Source organism: Aliihoeflea sp. (genome assembly GCF_052435475.1).
Taxonomy (GTDB): domain Bacteria; phylum Pseudomonadota; class Alphaproteobacteria; order Rhizobiales; family Rhizobiaceae; genus Aliihoeflea.
Genome location: NZ_JBQVMV010000008.1, coordinates 19,755 through 37,305, shown reverse-complemented (window position 1 = coordinate 37,305; position 17,551 = coordinate 19,755). Strand labels below are relative to the sequence as shown.

The window sequence follows — 17,551 nt, the reverse complement described above, 5'->3', positions numbered from 1 at the left end:
CCGATCAGACCGAATAGTACATGTCGAACTCGATCGGGTGCGGCGTCATTTCGAAACGCAGCACTTCGGCCATCTTGAGCTCGATGTAGGAATCGATCTGGTCGTCGTCGAACACGCCGCCGGCCTTCAGGAACCCGCGATCCTTGTCGAGCGAGGTCAGCGCTTCGCGCAGCGAACCGCAGACGGTCGGGATCTTCTTCAGTTCCTTCGGCGGCAGATCGTAGAGATCCTTGTCCATGGCCTGGCCCGGGTGGATCTTGTTCTTGATGCCGTCGAGGCCAGCCATCAGCATCGCCGAGAAGGCGAGGTACGGATTGGCGGTCGGATCGGGGAAGCGGACCTCGACGCGCTTGGCCTTCGGCGAGTTGCCGAACGGAATGCGGCAGGAGGCCGAACGATTGCGTGCCGAATAGGCGAGCAGAACCGGGGCTTCGAAACCGGGGACCAGACGCTTGTAGGAGTTGGTCGAGGGGTTGGTGAAGGCGTTGAGCGCCTTGGCGTGCTTGATGATGCCGCCGATGAAGAACAGGCAGTTCTCCGACAGGCCCGCATATTCGTTGCCGGCGAAGGTCGGCTTGCCGCCCTTCCAGATCGACATGTGGACGTGCATGCCCGAGCCGTTGTCGCCGTAGATCGGCTTCGGCATGAAGGTCGCCGTCTTGCCGTAGGCGTTGGCGACCTGGTGGATGACGTATTTGTAGATCTGCATCTTGTCGGCGTTGCGGGTCAGCGCGTCGAACTTGATGCCGAGCTCATGCTGGGCGGCAGCCACTTCGTGGTGGTGCTTTTCGACGACGACGCCCATTTCCGACATGACCGAGAGCATCTCGGAGCGCATGTCCTGGAGAGAATCGATCGGCGGAACCGGGAAATAGCCGCCCTTGACGCGCGGACGGTGACCGAGGTTGCCGGTCTCGTATTCGGAATCGTCGTTGGACGGCAGTTCCGAGGAGTCGAGCTTGAAGCCGGTATTGTAGGGATCGGCCTTGTACTTGACGTCGTCGAAGACGAAAAATTCGGCTTCCGGGCCGACATAGACCTCGTCGCCGAAGCCTTCCGAACGCAGATAGGCCTCGGCCTTCTTGGCGGTCGTGCGCGGATCGCGATTGTAGGCCTCGCCCGAGACGGGGTCGAGAATGTCGCAGACTATGACCATGGTCGACTGCGCGAAGAACGGGTCCATGTGGGCCGTCTCGGTGTCGGGCATCAGCACCATGTCGGACTCATTGATGGCCTTCCAGCCGCCGATCGACGAGCCGTCGAACATGACGCCATCGGCGAACATGTCTTCGTCGACGGCCGCGATGTCCATCGTCACGTGCTGCAGCTTGCCCTTGGGATCGGTGAAGCGCAGGTCGACGAACTTGACGTCCTCGTCCTTGATCCGCTTGAGGATGTCATTTGCTGTGGTCATTTTCAGTTTCCCTGTAGTTGAACTTTGAAATCCCTGATCGGCCCGCGCCCTAGATGGCGTCGATGCCGGTCTCTCCCGTCCGGATGCGCACGACTTCCTCGACATTTGAGACGAAGATCTTGCCGTCGCCGATCCGCCCCGTCTGCGCCGCCTTGCGAATCGCCTCGATCGCCTGTTCGACATGGTCATCGCCGAGCACGACCTCGATCTTCACCTTGGGAAGAAAATCGACGACGTATTCGGCACCCCGATAAAGCTCGGTGTGACCCTTCTGACGGCCAAAGCCCTTCGCCTCGGTCACGGTGATGCCCTGAAGCCCGTCTTCCTGATGAGCTTCCTTCACCTCGTCGAGATTGAAAGGCTTGTTGATCGCCTCGATCTTTTTCATGCGAAATTGGCCTCCGATACGATAAAAACGAGGCTGACAGTCCCGTTTCGCCGAAAAGAATGCACGGTCCGTGCCAGTTTTAGCGATTCCGCGTCTCGTTTTCGGGTTTTTTGCAGAAAGTCGCGATTGCCGCGCTGGCCACAGACGAGCAAGCATGATGGCAGCGGAAAACGGGTACGGTCCGAGAGAATGTTGATCGTCGATGTGCACATGAAACAGGCAAAGTGCGAGCATAATGGGCAATGACTGATCCTCTCGCCAAAACGCCACTTCGCAATCTCCCTGAGCTTTGGGCGGCGCACTTACCCCGGCCGGCGCGCGATGCGCACAAATATCGACGCGGCCACGTTCTGGTGTTTTCCGGCGGGCCGCTGAACACCGGCGCTGCGCGGCTGTCGGCGAAAGGTGCGGCGCGGGCAGGAGCGGGCGCGGTCACCGTCGGATCGTCGCGCAATGCGCTGGCTGCGAATGCGGCGCATCTGACGTCGACCATGTTGGCGGAGATCGACGATGTCGGTTCGCTTCGGACGTTCCTGGAAGAGCGTTTGCCGGCGGCGGTGGTCATCGGTCCGGCGTTTGGGGTGGGCGGGAAGTGCCGGGCGTTTGTCGAGACAATCCTGACGAGTCCCGTTGGGGCCAGGAGCGCGACAGCGGTTCTGGACGCGGATGCGCTCACCTCGTTCAAGGACGAGGCGGATGCCCTCTTCGGGCTGATCGTCCGCTCCGAGTGGCAGGTCGTCCTGACCCCGCATGAGGGCGAGTTCAGGCGGCTATTTGGGGATAAGGCGGAGGGTCTGAAGGCGGATCGCGCGTGCCAGGCGACGCGGCGCTCGGGTGCGATCGTCGTCTATAAAGGGCCGGATACGACGATTGCCGCGCCGGATGGACGCATTGCCGTCAACGAGAACGGTTCGCCCTGGCTGGCGACCGCGGGTTCCGGCGACGTGCTGGCAGGGATAATCGCGGGATTGTCCGGGCAGGGGATGCCGGCATTCGAGGCGGCGTGCGCCGCCGCCTGGATACACGCAGAGGCCGGAACGCGCTTCGGGCCGGGGCTGATCGCCGATGATCTGCCGGACATGCTGCCGGCGATCCTGCGCGAACTCTTATGAGTTCACCCGTTCCATGAAGGCTTGCGCGGCCTGCGGCGCGCGGACTTTGCCTTCGTGGATAAAATAGACGAACACGTCGCGAGGGCGCTTTTCCGGGGTCGATTTCGGGTCGGCCTTCGACAATTCGACCGGCTCGCCGCCCGCCGCCCAGATGCGCGCGCGCTCCGCCCACTGGTCGAGTTCGGCTGGCGGGTAGGCAGTCGGCACGTCGTCCTCGCCCTTTTGCAGGCGGGCGTAGACGAAGTCCGACGTCACATCGGCGATTTCCGGATAGGTGTGGTGATCGGCATAACAGATCGCCGACTTGTACTTCCGCGCGAGCGCGACGAATTCGGGCACCGCGAAGCTCTCGTGACGCACTTCGAGCACATGGCGGAAGGAAACTCCGTCGCGGCTTTCGGGAAGGAGCTTCAGGAAACCTTCGAAATCGTCGGCCTCGAACTTTTTTGTCGGAGCGAACTGCCAGACGATCGGGCCGAGCTTGTCGCCCATCTCGGCGACGCCGGTATCGAAGAAGCGCTGCATCGATTCACCGGCTTCCGACAGCACCTTGCGATTGGTGACGAAGCGGTTGCCCTTGACTGAAAAGACGAAGCCCTCGGGGACGTCCGCCGCCCATTTGGCGAAGGTCTCGGGCGTCTGGCCGCGATAGTAGGTGCCGTTGATCTCGATCGTCGGAATCTGCCGGCTGGCAAACTCGAGTTGCTTCTTCTTCGCGAGCTTGTCGGGATAGAAGGTGCCTTCCCACGGCTCGAACGTCCAGCCACCGATGCCCGCGCGGATTTTGCCTGGCATGGTCATTCCGCCGCCTCGGCCTTGCCAATGATGGGCCGGCGTTCAAGGAGTTCCTTGAGGAACTGGCCGGTGTAGCTTTTCGGCTCGGCGACGACTTCTTCGGGCGTGCCGGAGGCGACGAGCTGGCCGCCGCCATCGCCGCCTTCGGGGCCGAGGTCGAGGACCCAGTCGGCGGTCTTGATGACTTCGAGATTGTGCTCGATGACGACGACCGTGTTGCCTTGGTCGACGAGCTCGTGCAGCACTTCGAGCAGCTTGGCGACGTCGTGGAAGTGGAGGCCGGTGGTCGGCTCGTCGAGGATGTAGAGCGTCTTGCCGGTCGCCTTGCGCGACAGTTCCTTGGCGAGCTTGATGCGCTGCGCCTCGCCGCCCGACAGCGTCGTCGCCTGTTGGCCGATATGGATGTAGCCGAGGCCGACCTTCTTCAGCGTCTCCATCTTGTCGCGGACGGCCGGCACGGCGGCGAAGAAGTCGACGCCTTCCTCGACCGTCATGTCGAGCACGTCGGCGATCGACTTGCCCTTGAAGGTGACGTCGAGCGTCTCGCGATTGTAGCGCTTGCCGTGGCAGACATCGCAGGTGACGTAGACGTCGGGCAGGAAGTGCATCTCGATCTTGATGACGCCGTCGCCCTGGCACGCCTCGCAGCGGCCGCCCTTGACATTGAACGAGAACCGGCCCGGCTGGTAGCCGCGCGCTTTGGCCTCCGGCAGGCCCGCGAACCAGTCGCGGATCGGCGTAAAGGCCCCGGTGTAGGTTGCCGGGTTGGAGCGCGGGGTGCGGCCGATGGGTGACTGATCGATGTCGATGACCTTGTCGAGGAATTCGAGACCTTCGATTCTTTCGTGCTCGGCAGGGTGCTCTCTTGAGCCCATGATCCGCCGCGAGGCGGCCTTGAAGAGCGTCTCGATGAGGAAGGTCGACTTGCCCCCGCCCGAAACGCCCGTGACGGCGGTGAAGGTGCCGAGCGGAATTTCGGCGGTGACATCGCGCAGATTGTTGCCACGCGCTCCGACGACCTTGATGCGCTTGCCCTTTTTCGATTTCCGGCGCTCGGCCGGAAGAGGAACGCCCAGCGAGCCGGACAAATATTGACCGGTCAGCGAGTTCGGGTTGGCCATGATCTCGGACGGTTTGCCCTCGGCAATGACGTTTCCACCATGGATGCCGGCGGCGGGGCCGATGTCGACGACATGATCGGCCTGCAGGATCGCGTCCTCGTCGTGCTCGACGACGATGACCGTGTTGCCGAGGTCGCGCAGGTGCTTCAGCGTGTCGAGGAGACGCGCATTGTCTCGCTGGTGAAGGCCGATGGATGGCTCGTCCAGCACGTAGAGCACGCCGGTGAGGCCGGAGCCGATCTGCGAGGCGAGGCGAATGCGTTGGCTCTCGCCACCCGACAGCGTGCCGGAATTGCGCGACATGGTAAGATAGTCGAGGCCGACATCGTTCAGGAAGCGCAGGCGTTCGCGGATTTCCTTCAGAATGCGGACGGCGATCTCATTGTGCTTTTCGTTGAGCGCCTTTGGCAGTTCCTCGAACCAGCCGACCGCCTTGCGGATCGACATCTCGGTGACCTGGCCGATGTGGTGGCCGGCGATCTTGACCGCCAGCGCTTCGGGCTTCAGCCGGTAGCCGTTGCAGGCCGGGCAGGGGGTGGCCGACATGAAGCGCTCAATCTCCTCGCGCATCCAGGCGGATTCGGTTTCCTTCCAGCGGCGCTGAAGGTTCGGGATCACGCCCTCGAAGGTCTTCGATGTCTTGTAGTTGCGCATGCCGTCATCATAGGAGAACTCGACCTTGCGCGAGCCGGTGCCGTGGAGGATGGCGTTGCGGCCTTCCTCACCGATGTCGCGCCAGCGGTCGCCGATCTTGAAGCCATAGGCGCGGCCGAGACCTTCGAGGGTCTGGACGTAATAGGGCGAGGACGATTTTGCCCAGGGCGCGACGGCGCCCTCGCGCAGCGATACGTGTTCCTCGGGAACGATGAGCGATGGATCGATCGCCTTCTGGCTGCCGAGGCCGTCGCAGGTCGGGCAGGCGCCGAAGGGGTTGTTGAACGAGAACAGGCGCGGCTCGATCTCGGGAATGGTGAAGCCGGACACCGGACACGCGAACTTTTCGGAGAACAGGATGCGCTCATGCGTCTCGTTCTTTGACTTGTTGACGGCGTCGGCGCCCGTCATCTCCTCGCCCAACTGCTTGTCGGCGAACTCGGCGATGACGAGACCTTCGGCAAGACGCAGCGCGGTTTCCATCGAATCCGCGAGCCGCGTCGCCAGGTCGCCGCGCACCACGATACGGTCGACCACGACGTCGATGTCGTGCTTGTATTTCTTGTCGAGGGCCGGGACGTCCGCGATCTCGTAGAAGGTGCCGTCGACCTTCACGCGCTGGAAGCCCTTCTTCATAAGCTCAGCGAGTTCCTTCTTGTACTCGCCCTTCCGGCCGCGCACGATCGGCGCCAGGATATAGAGACGCGTGCCTTCCTCGATTTCGAGCACCCGGTCGACCATCTGGCTGACCGTCTGGCTCTCGATCGGAAGGCCGGTCGCGGGCGAATAGGGAATGCCGACACGCGCGAAGAGCAGGCGCATGTAATCGTAGATCTCGGTGACGGTGCCGACCGTCGAACGCGGGTTCTTCGACGTCGTCTTCTGCTCGATCGAGATGGCGGGGGACAGGCCGTCGATCTGGTCGACGTCCGGCTTCTGCATCATTTCCAGGAACTGGCGGGCATAGGCCGAGAGGCTCTCGACATAGCGGCGCTGGCCTTCGGCATAGATTGTGTCGAAGGCGAGCGAGGACTTGCCGGAGCCCGACACACCCGTCATGACGATCAGGCTATCGCGCGGCAGATCGATATCGAGATTCTTCAGATTGTGCTCGCGCGCGCCGCGCACGGAAATGAATTTGTGGTCCGCCATGAGCCGAACGTCGCCTTCCTGATTGCGATGCCGGGAATTTGCCGTCCGGCCAAGCCGCACATGTAGGTATTCCCGCGCTTCCGTCGAGGGCGGCACGCAGGCTAGTTTCTTTTGCTGCTTTTCAATCGCCGCTTCAAGCGAAAAGAACGAAGAAGGAACATGCTCCTGACATCGATTTCGCCTTGACCTAACGGCGGGGTGAGGGCACGATGAAACCGTCAGCCGATCAAGGTCGGCGACGCCCGAGAGACAATCACGAGGTGAGGCATGACTCCACCGGATAGGCTCTTCTGACTGCCTGACGCAGTCGCGCCGACCGCTTGTCGGTGATCAATCCAAAATCAGAGACGATTGTCGAACGACGTCTAGTCGCTTTCGAAATAATATATCGATACTCGGATATCGATACCGTTGCCCAAGAGGCGACAAGAAGGCCCCTCGAACCCTTGATGGTCGGGGGGCTTTGCTTTTCGCGAGCGCTGGATTTTCGCTTGATCCCAGCTTCGAGTTTCGATAGAACAAAATAAGAACATGTTTGTTGTGGAACGTCGGCACTTCGCCGGAGCGTCGTCGGGCGGCATCCATTATGGTGCCGGCACAAAGTGTATGTAATCTGGAGAGCGATATGGCAGGCAGCGTCAACAAGGTCATTCTGGTGGGCAATCTCGGGGCCGATCCGGAAACGCGCCGCCTGAACTCGGGCGATCCGGTCGTCAATCTGCGCATCGCAACTTCGGAAAGCTGGCGCGACAAAAATTCCGGCGAGCGCAAGGAAAAGACCGAGTGGCATCAGGTCGTCATCTTCAACGACAACCTCGCAAAGGTGGCCGAGCAGTATCTGAAGAAGGGCATGAAGGTCTATATCGAAGGCGCGCTCCAGACCCGTAAGTGGGAGAAGGATGGCGTCGAGCGCTATACGACCGAGATCGTCCTGCAGAAATTCCGCGGCGAACTGCAAATGCTGGATTCGCGCGGGCAGGGCGGCGATCAGGGCCAGGTCGGCTATGGTGGTGGCGGCGGTTATTCGGGCGGCGGCGGTGGTCGCGGCGGCGATTTCGGCCAGTCCGGTCCCTCTGACGATCGCGGCCGCGGAGGTCAGTCCAGTGGCGGTGGCGGAGGCGGCTACGGCCGCGATCTGGACGACGAAATTCCGTTCTGACAGGTGGTCAAGCGTGGGTGTAAACAGCAGCCGACTTTCTTGTGAGCAGTCAATGACTTGACGGAATTCCAGGGAATGGGGCTTTTCAGCTGCGCGTTTCCGCTTGCCCGACCTCGCCCACTGTCAACTGTTCGGCTGAAACCGCTTTTGAACCCGAGGTTTGTTCGGGGACCATATTGCCCGTGTGTAAACCGCGCGGGCATTCGCGCAATCCCATCTGGGCGACTTCCGAAGGCCATCGTCAACCCGGTGTGCCACTTCAGAGGCGTTCCCAGGCGTGGCAAGTCCAGCAGTAGAATCCGCCATTGGATACGCACGATCAGGCAAGATCTTCCGGGTGCCATCGTGGCATCTCGTGGCTCCGGCTGGCAGTGTAGGAAGGCGCGTAGTGGCGAGGGGCGCCCGTTCCGCCCTGTGGATCCCGTATATTTCGTTGATCCCATGCCCAGGTTCGCAGCATCGCCGAGCACGGCAATCGCTATTAGCAGCCGAGCATCTCCCTGGCCGCGCGCAGGCCGCACCCAGGAGCGATGCCGAACCCGGACTTCATCTGATGTCGGTGGCTGGCGCATGTGTTCCACTGCCCGGTCACCCAGGCCTAAGGTCCTTGCCGTGTGTCCGGGGCGTTGATGACAAGACTTCCAAGTGTCGCCGCGTCGGCGACGGACTGCCAGGCTGAGAAGGGAGGGCGTCCGCTTGAACTGCCCAAGGCCGCACTCACCGCTCGCCGCGAAGCTGACGGCGATGGAGGCCACTTAGCAATCCCTCTCAGAATTGGGGGCTAGCGGAGCGGTGGTCACCATGAGCGCAGATATCTCCCGATGGGTGAACGGCATCGCGAAGCTACCGCACGGTCCTTCTGGGTATCCTAAAGTGGACATGCGCGAGCGGGGGCTTGCGGAGAGCGCTTTACCCGCTTGATGAGAGGCGTGAGGCTCTGAAGTGCGAACGGCTTGGCACACCTGCTATCGTGAACGAATCGGTCAACACCTCTTCGGAAGAAACTTTCGCCACAGCGCGAGTGGCAGAAGGGAACGCCGAGCAAGAGTTATCCACAGATTTAGTCCTTGGCGGCCTCAAAAACTTTCGCCTTTCCTCAAGGATTCGATGTCATTTCACCAAAAAAACGAATCCTTGGCGCCGATCTGATTATCGAGAAATACCAATACTTTGCTCGGCGCCAATGGCCTGCGGCGCTATCGTTTTCGTCGACGTTGACGCCGTGCGTCGCGCCGGCTCTCCTTTCGCGCACACGCACGAAAGGGGAAGGGGATGCCAGTGAAACACGAAGCGCCAACGCAGCCGTGGTGGGACACCGATTTCCTTGCGCAGATAGCCAACAAATCCTCCTGGGAAGGTGCCGCGCAGGGTACCTGCCGCAACCGGGCGCATAGGGAGGGTCAGCCGACTTACAGTGAACCGCAAGTATGTAGGTCCTGCTCATTCCTGATCGCGCCGGGAGTGAAGTAATGACATCCGTCGCGCCTCCGCCGAAGCAAGGCTACTATCTGTCACGCCTGGTTGCTGCGTCGGGCGAGAGGATGACGTTGCTGAAGGACGCAACGACGGACCTGCCCGTTCCGTGGGTGACCCGCTATTGCACCGGGCCGAAACGCGACCAACGCAGGGCGCAGAAGACCATAGACGCAAGCCTCTCCACGATCCGCCTTGTGCTCGAATGGGGAATCGAGCGGGACATCGACATAGATGCCCGCTTGGACAGCCTCGAACTCTTCTCGTCCGAGGAGACGCGGGACCTAGCCCATTGGCTCGGCAGAGGACGCGCGACCGACAGGAAGCGTCGACACCTGTCCAGCGTGAGCGGCAATACCCAGTACGGGCGCGTCATGGCGATGCGCCAATATTTTGCCTGGCGCGCCGAACACGCATTGTACCGAATCTTGTCGTCAAGCGGGCGGTACGGCGACGCATCGCGGAAACTGGAGGACTGGAAGCGCCTCGTAGAGACCACCGTGCGCGAAGGTGGCGGAGGCCGAGGCCGAGGCGGCAAGAAGGGTCTTCCTGAGGAACTCAGGGACAGATTCCTGGAGGTCATCAGGCCGGATTATCCCGACAATCCGTTCGAGGCGCGGCACAGGGCGCGCAACTGGGCGCTGCTGCTTTCCTACTACAAGCTAGGCCTGCGGAGAGCAGAGCCACTGGTTCTGAAGGGGGTGGACCTGTTGATGGCGGGATCACGGCCCCGTATTTCGGTGCATGGCCGTCCCGACGACCCGGAGGATCCGCGGCCCGACCAGCCCTCGGTCAAGACCGCCGACCGAGTGCTGCACATCGACGCCGACCTATTAGGCGCACTGGAGAAATGGTTGATCTGCCGCTCGGACGCTAGGCTCTATCCGGGAGCCAAGAAGCAGCCGTTCGTATTCGTGGCCGAGAACGGAAAGCCGATGGCGAGTCGGACGGTCTACGACCTGTTCGTCATCCTTCGAGATGCGTTCCCGGAGTTCCCAACTGACTTCTCGCCCCACACCCTGAGGCACACCTGGAACGATCGCTTCTCCGAACTGTGCGACAGGGTACGGCAGGACGAGGGGGGAAAGGAGATCGACAGGGACCAGCGTCTCACCGAGGCACGCGAAGCCAGTATGAGAAACTACCTCATGGGCTGGAAAAAGAACTCCCAGACAGCCCTTCAGTACACCGAGAGACACACAGAACGGCGGGCCCAGGAACTCAGCCTGCAGATGCAGGGGAAGGTCTGCGATGGCTAGGATGATCGATGCTGCCGTCGCCGAATCTGGCATGGAGACGCGATCTTCGCTTGCGGATCGCGACCAAATCGTGGTCAGCCGCGCAGGGTACGAGGTGGATACTAGTGGCAAGCTTTGGAGAATACCCCACCCAGGCCGATCAGCCACACTGGACTGGCTTGAGGTAGACCTGCCAGTCGGAACCGTGCTGCACGCCACTGAAGCGTACTTCTCGTACCTTATCCGGAATTACTCGGTGAGGGAGGTTTCGAACAACTGGGAGATCTTCAAAATCCTCTGGCCTCTCCCGTCGATTCAGGCTGCGCTAGAATTTGACGGAGAAATCCCATTTCAGTTCCTCGGGCAACTGGCAAATGCCCTGTCAGAGCACGAGCAGTATCGCCTCCACTACGGAAGGAAGTGGTATTGCTGGTGTTCCGATCAAGGGTTCGCTCCGTTTTCCCCAGAGGTTGCCTTTCTCTTGGACGAACGCGTCATCGGAGGGAACGAAAAGGGGCACGCGGTCCGGTCGGCCGATCCCGACAAGGGGCCTCTGCTGGACAGCGAGGTCATCGCTCTCAGCAACGCCCTCCGTGCTTCCCCGACGAACGGAACGCTAACGCTTCAGGAACAGGCCGCGATCTGGCTCGCGCTTGCCCTTGGCTCCAATCCCGAACCGCTCGCCCTGCTCCGGGAAGAGGATTTCTGGGATGTTCCTATGACGGAAAACGGGGCCCCAGTCTTCCTGCTTGAAGTCCCTCGACACAAGAAGGGCCATGCTGCCCCTCGGGCCGAGAGCGTTGACCGGCGGCTCAACCCTGAAATCGGCGAAGTCCTGCTTGCCCTATTCAATCAGAACAGGGCCGATCACCCGATGGATTTGTCGGACAGTGATGGCCGGCCGTTGTTCAGGCGACAGACACCGCGTAAGGATCTGCCCCAGGAAGGCCCAGGCTCCGACTACCGCTACCATCGCTCCGCACATGAGTTTTCCTTAATGGTAACGCGCGCGGTCGAGAAGCTTTCCGTCATCTCCCCTCGTACGGGCCGTCCCCTGAGGGTCACGATGCGACGCCTTCGCTACACGTTTGCCACGCGTCTCGTAAGGGAAGGGGCCTCGCGGCAGGTGGTAGCACGGCTGCTAGACCACACCGACCTCCAGAACGTCTCCGTGTATTTCGATGTCAAAAGCGACATTGTCGAGGCTCTCGATGCCGCCATGGCGTTGACACTCGGGCCACTGTCCCAGGCTTTTCTCGGAACGCTCGTTCGCAACGAACAGGAAGCAATTCGCGGCGAAAGACCATCGAGCCGCGTCTACCACACTGACCGAAAGCAAAACTCCTTGGAAGCCTTGGGGACGTGCGGCTCATTCTCGTTCTGCGGCCTCACGGCGCCGATTGCTTGCTATACTTGCGTCCGGTTTCAGCCGTGGATGGACGCACCGCACGACAAGGCTTTGAGCGGGCTCCTCGACGAGCGGAAACGGCGCGAGGAAATTGGGCTGGGCCCAAGCATGATCATGCTTTTCGATACGACGATCCTGGCGATCGCTGACGTGATCATGCGGATCGACATCGTTCAGGCTGGAGGCTCCAGTGCCGGTTGAGCAGCTCCCTTCCGCCCGTCTTCGCGACGCTCGGCAGAACCTCGAAGCGTTTATCGAACGTGCACGTAGCAGCACGATGCTTAGAGGCAACCGGGATTTCGACGCGCACGATTGGAACGTAAGTCATTGTCGTGAAGGGAGGGCCTCCGCACACAACAAGGTCGTTCTATATTTCACGACGCACGAGAACGGATCGGCGAAGGGGATGTCCGGCCGCCGGCCGATGCTCAGGCCATTCGGGGATTTCATCAAGGCGTTGGTCTGCCTCCGGTACGAAGCGAACCCGAAACATCCGGCCGGCCTGCAGGTCATGATCCGTGCGTCCCGCTATCTACACGACGCGATTATCGAACGTTCGGGAGACCCATGTTCAATCATGACAGCGGATTTCGACGCGGCGTCCAATGCCTGTCGGGCGAGAGAGGCCGAGTCATCGCGCTACAGGATAGGCCAATTCCTCCAGGAGATAGCTAGATGGCTAAACCGTTATGCCATCTCTAAGGGCCGGATCGACTTCACGAACCCATTTCCCAGGGTCGCGCATGACCACACCCGGATCGGCAAGGAGCACGAAGAGCGACGAAAGAAAAAGCTTCCGACTCCGACTGCCTTTGAAGCCCTCGGCGCCATTTCCAACCTCGTCGAGCAGCCGTGGGAGGTCGTTCTCATGCGAGCCGTCGAGATTTTGGTCGCGACGGGCATGCGCCTGAATGAGGCCCTGACCTTGCCGGAAGACTGTGAGGTAGAAGAGGAGGTTGTCGAAAACGGAAAGCCGGTCTTTGATCAACAAGGAAGGCGCAAGTCCCGCTACGGACTTCGGTATTGGCCGGAAAAGTCAGGCGGTCAACCGGAAGTCAAGTGGATTCAGACGGTGATGGTCGATGTCGTCAAGCGAGCGATCAGGGACATAAGGACCCACACTGCTCCTGGCCGCAAGGTGGCTCGGTGGCTGGCAGACCATCCCGGACGTGCCTTCCTGGAACCGACGAACGACCACGGACCGGAGCAGCTTTTTTCGGGGCATGACCTCAGCCCGTTGTTCGGTCTTTCCGGGGGGAATGGCGGCAACCAGTGGGCCAGGGGGCGTAGCCTGAAGCCGTCGCTGATAGGTCGTACATGCTGGTATCGTCGGGCCGATATTGAACGGGCGCTTCTTGCCGAGCAATGGTTTCCTGGCAGATCGTCCCAGTTGTCGCTGTCTCAGTATCTGTTTCTGGTGCCGCTGAACTTCTGTCATGACAAAAAAGGGAGCAACCCGTCGGTCGTATGCGTTCTGGCCGACCAGCAGATACGGGATTTTCTTTGCGGAAGGGGTTCCAAGCGCGGAGCAACGCAGTCGATCTTCGCGCGATACGGTTTCACGGAAGCCGACGGCAGCCCGATCAAATTGACGTCCCACATGTTTCGTCACTGGCTGAACACACTTGCCCAGCAAGGCGGCATGGGAGAGCACGAAATCGCACGATGGTTCGGCAGGAAGGACATCGGTCACAACGCCGAATATGATCATGTAACCGGAATGCAAAAGGCTGAAGAGGTTCGCCGCCTTATGGAAAACGGCAGCATGCGCGGGACCATGGCGGAACTGCATGACTCTCTGCCCCCAGTCATGCGCCCCGCATTCAGGGAAAGCGTTGTTGCCACCGCACATACAACCGATATCGGTCTCTGCGTTACGGATTGGAGCTTGGCGCCGTGCCCCGATCACGGCAGCTGCGGGCGGTGCGGGGAGCATCTAGTCATCAAAGGCGACCTCGAACAGAAGAGGGCAGCGGAGGAACTGTTGACTGAGCACGAATGGTTTCTCGCGGACGCGGTTGCTGAGGCAGACCAAGAGACCTACGGCGCGTCCAACTACGTGGCCCACCACCAATCCATGGTCGATGGCCTGCGTAGCATTCTCGCCGTTCACAACGATCCTGCGATCCCGGATGGGTCTGTCGTGCATGTCAATCGCGCGATGCCTTCCCGCCTAGGAAACCGACCGCTGCAAATGGCCAACGATGCCTAGACGACTTGGAAAAAACAGCAAACCTCGCCACGTGAAGCGACGCGTCCTGATCACGGACGCGTACATTGCCGACATCGTTGAATTCATCCGTGAGTGGAAAGGGATCCCGAGGTGGAAGGATATTGTCAACGAAGCCGAACGTGTATGTGGCCACAAGTGGACGCGGCAGTCGCTAAGCAATCACAAGGGCATAGTCGACGCATATCGCAACAAAGTATCGGCCAAACCGATTCCACGGCACCTTTCGAAAGGTGATCTTGCCATCATCCACTTTCAGGAAAAGGTTCAGCAGAAAGAAATAGAGTTGCAGCGGCTGCGAATGCAGGTGCGAGCCTATGACGAACTCTTCGTTATTTACCAGACCAATGCTCATCGGCTAGGCATAACCCCTCAAGAGCTTGAGCGCCCGCTGGGAAAGGTAGACAGGCGCCGATGACGTGGTTCCCAAACAATTCGACTAGCGGACCACCGCGGCGCCGGGTCGCCGTGCGCTTGCTACGTGACGACCGCCGCCTCGAGGAACTCCGATGCGGGTGCCTTTCCCGAGACGAACAGCCGGTCACGCGCCCGGGTCGCGGCCACGTAGAGCAGCTGCTGTTCGGTCGCGATCACCTCGTCCAGTTCGAACGCGTCCGCGACATCGGCGACACGCGCAGCAAGTGGAAGGACGTCCTCGTCGCACGCTACGACCGCGACGGCGCGGAACTCAAGACCCTTCGCAAGATGCATGGTGCCAACAAGCGCCGTGTCCTCGTCGTGTTGGCCGGCCATCGTCGTCCGGAAGTGGAGTCCCGCCGCTTCGGCAACGTCTCGCGCACGGAGCAGCTGCTCCCGCGACCGAACGAAGATGGCGATCTCGCGCGGCGCGATCCCTTGTTCCAGTGCGCGACAGATGAAGGCAGCGGCCGCGGCGCGCTCTGCGGCCTCGTCCTCTGCGATCACGAGCTCCGGCTCGATGCCCTCAAAGACTGAAACCGTGCCGCGACGGTCGTCCTCGAGTCCATCGACATCGCGCACCGTCCGGGGCAGGAGCCGATCCGCCATCTGCCTGATCTGCTGCGAGGTGCGGTAGTTCACCTTCAGCGTGACCGAACGTCCGCGCACGTCGATGCCGAGACCGAGCCAGGAGAACGGCTGCTGGAAGATGCGCTGGCCGATGTCTCCCGCGAAGAACAGCGCGTCGGGCCTGTTCGGCGCAATTGCGGCGAGGAAGCGGAGCTCGGAGACGCCGAGATCCTGCGCTTCGTCGACCACGATATGCGAGAACGGTTTTTCATCTCGCGCGGCGTAGGTTTCGGTGACGTGCTGAAATAGCGCGGCTGGCGTAAAAAGGGCACGCTGCCGCAATGCCTCCCGAACCCGGGCGAAGACCTGCCACAGCGTCTCGCGCTGCTTCGCGCCGAGCCGGTTTTTCCTGCCCATGCGCGGCACGTCCGCGTAGGCGTCGGCGCTGCCGATGTGCCAGGCGTCGATGACGTTCTCCCACTCCGAAAGAAGGAAGCGTGGAGAAAAGTCGGTGACGCCTGCCTCTATCGCGGCCTGTTCCACCAGCTTGCGAACGCCCTCCCGGTCGGCAAGGTGGGCCTTGCGACCTGTGGTCAGCGCATAAAGTTCCTCGGCGATGCGCCGAAACGAGGCAACGGTGACGCGATCCGTCAGCTCGCGACGGCTGCTGGCCAGGATCACCAGCTTGCGCTGGAGAGCATCGGCAAGCGTGTCGGAAAAGGTGGTGAGAAGGACGCGGGCGTCGGGATCGATGCGCAGGATGCGCATGACGCGGTGGAGCGCCACGACGGTCTTGCCCGTTCCCGCCGAACCTGCCACGCGCACCGGGCCGGAATAGTCGCGCTCCACCACCTGTCGCTGGAGCGGGTGGAGGAACACGGCCCATTTCTCGAAGGGCGCGTCGAGGGCCGCCTGTAGCTCCTCGATGCCGTCGAGAATGCGGAAACGGCGCATCGTGTCCGGATGGATCAGCGGATCGGCCGTCGCGGGAGCTGGGACCGGAAGGATGCCCGTCGCGGCATATTCGAGGAGCGCCTCGGCCGCTTCCTGGGGCAGGTGGGCGGCCAGCGCAAAGAAGGATTCCTCTGTGGCCTTGCCGACGTCGGCGACCCAATCTTCCGGCACGCCGACGGACAGGAGCTGGCCCGCATCCAGACTAGCGAAGATCGGCGGAACAGGGGCGGGTGCCGGGGCGTCAAAGGACAGCTCGGCCTGCACGGGAGCGGCGGGAAGCGCGATCTCCTCGACCCGCTCGCGCACCTCGACGATCTGGATCGCGCCGGTCGCCGGATGCGCCTCGATGCGGCGGCGCTCTGCCCAGGCATAGGCGTCGTCGTGATGGTCGACATAGGCGAGCATCAGGCTGCCGCCGGTCTTGTGGACGATGATGCGGATGTCGCGGGAAACCCGCACCGACCAAAAGTTCGGATCCTTGGACTTGTCGATGCGGTGGAACTGCAGCCCCGGCCGATCCGGCTCCGTCATCAGCGTGAACGCCGTCAGCTGCGCCTGCTTCTGCTCGTCATTGGCGAGCTTGGCGAGGGATGCGGTGAAGCTGTCGGCGAGGATGGTGGGCATGCGCTATGCCCACTGATCCGACAAATTGTGCCGCGTACCAAGCATGTAAAGCCCACTGTGGACGTCAAGAATACTCCAGTCGGATTTGCCCTTCAGCAGATCAGACATCAAAGCATTATTCTCGTATATCGCGCCCGGCTCAAACGCCTGGTCGTCAAGTTCACTGCCTGCCGGTTTGGAAGGGAGGATTTTCGCCTTATGCAGTATGGACAGCGCATTGAAGATGGGCCCGCCCGGAGGAAGCATTACTTCACGATCTTTCATGGTAGCGGCCAATGTTGGCTTCGAGAACAACGCGACCATGAACATTGCAGTCGCATTCCAACTGCCGATATAACGCGGTCTCTCCTCGGATTTTGATAGGACTGGCTGCAGCCATCGCTCCTGCGCGCGTCCGTAACTTTTCAGATCGTCCGGAAGCGAGGCAGGAAGTCGCACCTTCTGAAACATCGAGTAGCCTCCCAAAAGGGACTGCTCGATCGGGACGGGCCCGCGTTCGTAGTGGTAGGCGCATGCCTTGTGTAATGCGGCGCTGTCCAACTTGCTTAGGACCAGCGTGGCAGTGTCGGTAAATTCGTCCGAGATCTGAGCTAGATGACCCCAGCCCAAACCGACAGCAAAACAGACGTGCCATGGATCTCGGTCTGAGAACTTCGTCAGCTGGTCAGTGATTTCATCGAAAGCGAATGCGTTGAGCTTCTTGCTGCCCTCATGCAGAAGCGCTTGCATCTTGGTACGTGCGGGGCCTCCTCCTAGCCCACCTCCCTTGTCGCATAGCTCATTGAAGCGGCGTTGTATTTCATTAAGCGGCTTGGCTATTTTCATTTCCGTACCTTCAGGGC

The 17,551-nt window shown here is 61.1% G+C and carries 12 protein-coding genes; 6 read left to right on the top strand and 6 right to left on the bottom strand.

What is annotated here, in order from left to right; genetic code table 11:
* Positions 1 to 4 precede the first annotated feature (4 nt).
* Together glnA and ACT6QU_RS10975 are read right to left on the bottom strand one after the other, a co-directional pair.
* Positions 5 to 1,414 (bottom strand): type I glutamate--ammonia ligase, encoded by a 1,410-nt coding sequence (glnA, locus tag ACT6QU_RS10980; protein WP_024585546.1) that lies wholly within the window; start codon positions 1,412 to 1,414, stop codon positions 5 to 7.
* Positions 1,415 to 1,463: 49 nt separating this feature from the next.
* Positions 1,464 to 1,802: a P-II family nitrogen regulator gene (locus ACT6QU_RS10975; protein ID WP_444836878.1), complete on the bottom strand. Its 339-nt coding sequence runs from the start codon at positions 1,800 to 1,802 to the stop codon at positions 1,464 to 1,466.
* Positions 1,803 to 2,044: 242 nt separating this feature from the next.
* Here ACT6QU_RS10975 and ACT6QU_RS10970 point away from each other — a divergent pair, with 242 nt between their 5' ends.
* Positions 2,045 to 2,914: an NAD(P)H-hydrate dehydratase gene (locus ACT6QU_RS10970; protein ID WP_444565263.1), complete on the top strand. Its 870-nt coding sequence runs from the start codon at positions 2,045 to 2,047 to the stop codon at positions 2,912 to 2,914.
* Here ACT6QU_RS10970 and ACT6QU_RS10965 read toward each other — a convergent pair.
* A complete protein-coding gene (locus ACT6QU_RS10965) occupies positions 2,909 to 3,715 on the bottom strand; it encodes a DUF72 domain-containing protein (protein WP_444565262.1) in 807 nt (268 codons plus the stop codon). The two genes, ACT6QU_RS10970 and ACT6QU_RS10965, sit on opposite strands and share 6 nt — an antisense overlap.
* Positions 3,712 to 6,636 (bottom strand): excinuclease ABC subunit UvrA, encoded by a 2,925-nt coding sequence (gene uvrA / locus ACT6QU_RS10960; RefSeq protein ID WP_444565261.1) that lies wholly within the window; start codon positions 6,634 to 6,636, stop codon positions 3,712 to 3,714. Before uvrA ends, ACT6QU_RS10965 begins: the two co-directional genes overlap by 4 nt.
* Positions 6,637 to 7,261: 625 nt before the next feature.
* Here uvrA and ssb point away from each other — a divergent pair.
* The 5 genes from ssb to ACT6QU_RS10935 all read left to right on the top strand — a co-directional run bounded on the left by ssb (position 7,262) and on the right by ACT6QU_RS10935 (position 14,562).
* Positions 7,262 to 7,795: a single-stranded DNA-binding protein gene (gene ssb / locus ACT6QU_RS10955; RefSeq protein WP_444565260.1), complete on the top strand. Its 534-nt coding sequence runs from the start codon at positions 7,262 to 7,264 to the stop codon at positions 7,793 to 7,795.
* Positions 7,796 to 9,264: 1,469 nt separating this feature from the next.
* A complete protein-coding gene (locus tag ACT6QU_RS10950) occupies positions 9,265 to 10,527 on the top strand; it encodes a tyrosine-type recombinase/integrase (RefSeq protein WP_444565259.1) in 1,263 nt (420 codons plus the stop codon).
* The gene (locus ACT6QU_RS10945) at positions 10,520 to 12,115 is read left to right on the top strand and encodes a tyrosine-type recombinase/integrase (protein ID WP_444565258.1); all 1,596 of its coding nucleotides are present in this window, start codon (positions 10,520 to 10,522) and stop codon (positions 12,113 to 12,115) included. The genes ACT6QU_RS10950 and ACT6QU_RS10945 overlap by 8 nt, the downstream gene beginning before the upstream one ends.
* On the top strand, positions 12,105 to 14,126 hold the full coding sequence (locus ACT6QU_RS10940) for a hypothetical protein (protein WP_444565257.1): 2,022 nt from the start codon (positions 12,105 to 12,107) through the stop codon (positions 14,124 to 14,126). The genes ACT6QU_RS10945 and ACT6QU_RS10940 overlap by 11 nt, the downstream gene beginning before the upstream one ends.
* A 31-nt stretch (positions 14,127 to 14,157) precedes the next feature.
* Positions 14,158 to 14,562 (top strand): hypothetical protein, encoded by a 405-nt coding sequence (locus ACT6QU_RS10935; protein ID WP_444565256.1) that lies wholly within the window; start codon positions 14,158 to 14,160, stop codon positions 14,560 to 14,562.
* Between the two features lie 59 nt (positions 14,563 to 14,621).
* Here the strand turns inward: ACT6QU_RS10935 and ACT6QU_RS10930 are convergent, their stop codons facing one another.
* Entirely contained in the window at positions 14,622 to 16,709 is a 2,088-nt protein-coding gene (locus tag ACT6QU_RS10930; protein ID WP_444565255.1) for a 3'-5' exonuclease, read from the bottom strand.
* A 3-nt stretch (positions 16,710 to 16,712) separates the two neighbouring features.
* Positions 16,713 to 17,534: a hypothetical protein gene (locus ACT6QU_RS10925; RefSeq protein ID WP_444836668.1), complete on the bottom strand. Its 822-nt coding sequence runs from the start codon at positions 17,532 to 17,534 to the stop codon at positions 16,713 to 16,715.
* Positions 17,535 to 17,551 lie beyond the last annotated feature (17 nt).

What these genes read in the sequence shown, in the direction of transcription:
- glnA (WP_024585546.1), bottom strand. Translation starts at nt 1,414, where the DNA reads ATGACCACAGCAAATGACATCCTCAAGCGGATCAAGGACGAGGACGTC.
- ACT6QU_RS10975 (WP_444836878.1), bottom strand. Translation starts at nt 1,802, where the DNA reads ATGAAAAAGATCGAGGCGATCAACAAGCCTTTCAATCTCGACGAGGTG.
- ACT6QU_RS10970 (WP_444565263.1), top strand. Translation starts at nt 2,045, where the DNA reads ATGACTGATCCTCTCGCCAAAACGCCACTTCGCAATCTCCCTGAGCTT.
- ACT6QU_RS10965 (WP_444565262.1), bottom strand. Translation starts at nt 3,715, where the DNA reads ATGACCATGCCAGGCAAAATCCGCGCGGGCATCGGTGGCTGGACGTTC.
- uvrA (WP_444565261.1), bottom strand. Translation starts at nt 6,636, where the DNA reads ATGGCGGACCACAAATTCATTTCCGTGCGCGGCGCGCGCGAGCACAAT.
- ssb (WP_444565260.1), top strand. Translation starts at nt 7,262, where the DNA reads ATGGCAGGCAGCGTCAACAAGGTCATTCTGGTGGGCAATCTCGGGGCC.
- ACT6QU_RS10950 (WP_444565259.1), top strand. Translation starts at nt 9,265, where the DNA reads ATGACATCCGTCGCGCCTCCGCCGAAGCAAGGCTACTATCTGTCACGC.
- ACT6QU_RS10945 (WP_444565258.1), top strand. Translation starts at nt 10,520, where the DNA reads ATGGCTAGGATGATCGATGCTGCCGTCGCCGAATCTGGCATGGAGACG.
- ACT6QU_RS10930 (WP_444565255.1), bottom strand. Translation starts at nt 16,709, where the DNA reads ATGCCCACCATCCTCGCCGACAGCTTCACCGCATCCCTCGCCAAGCTC.
- ACT6QU_RS10925 (WP_444836668.1), bottom strand. Translation starts at nt 17,534, where the DNA reads ATGAAAATAGCCAAGCCGCTTAATGAAATACAACGCCGCTTCAATGAG.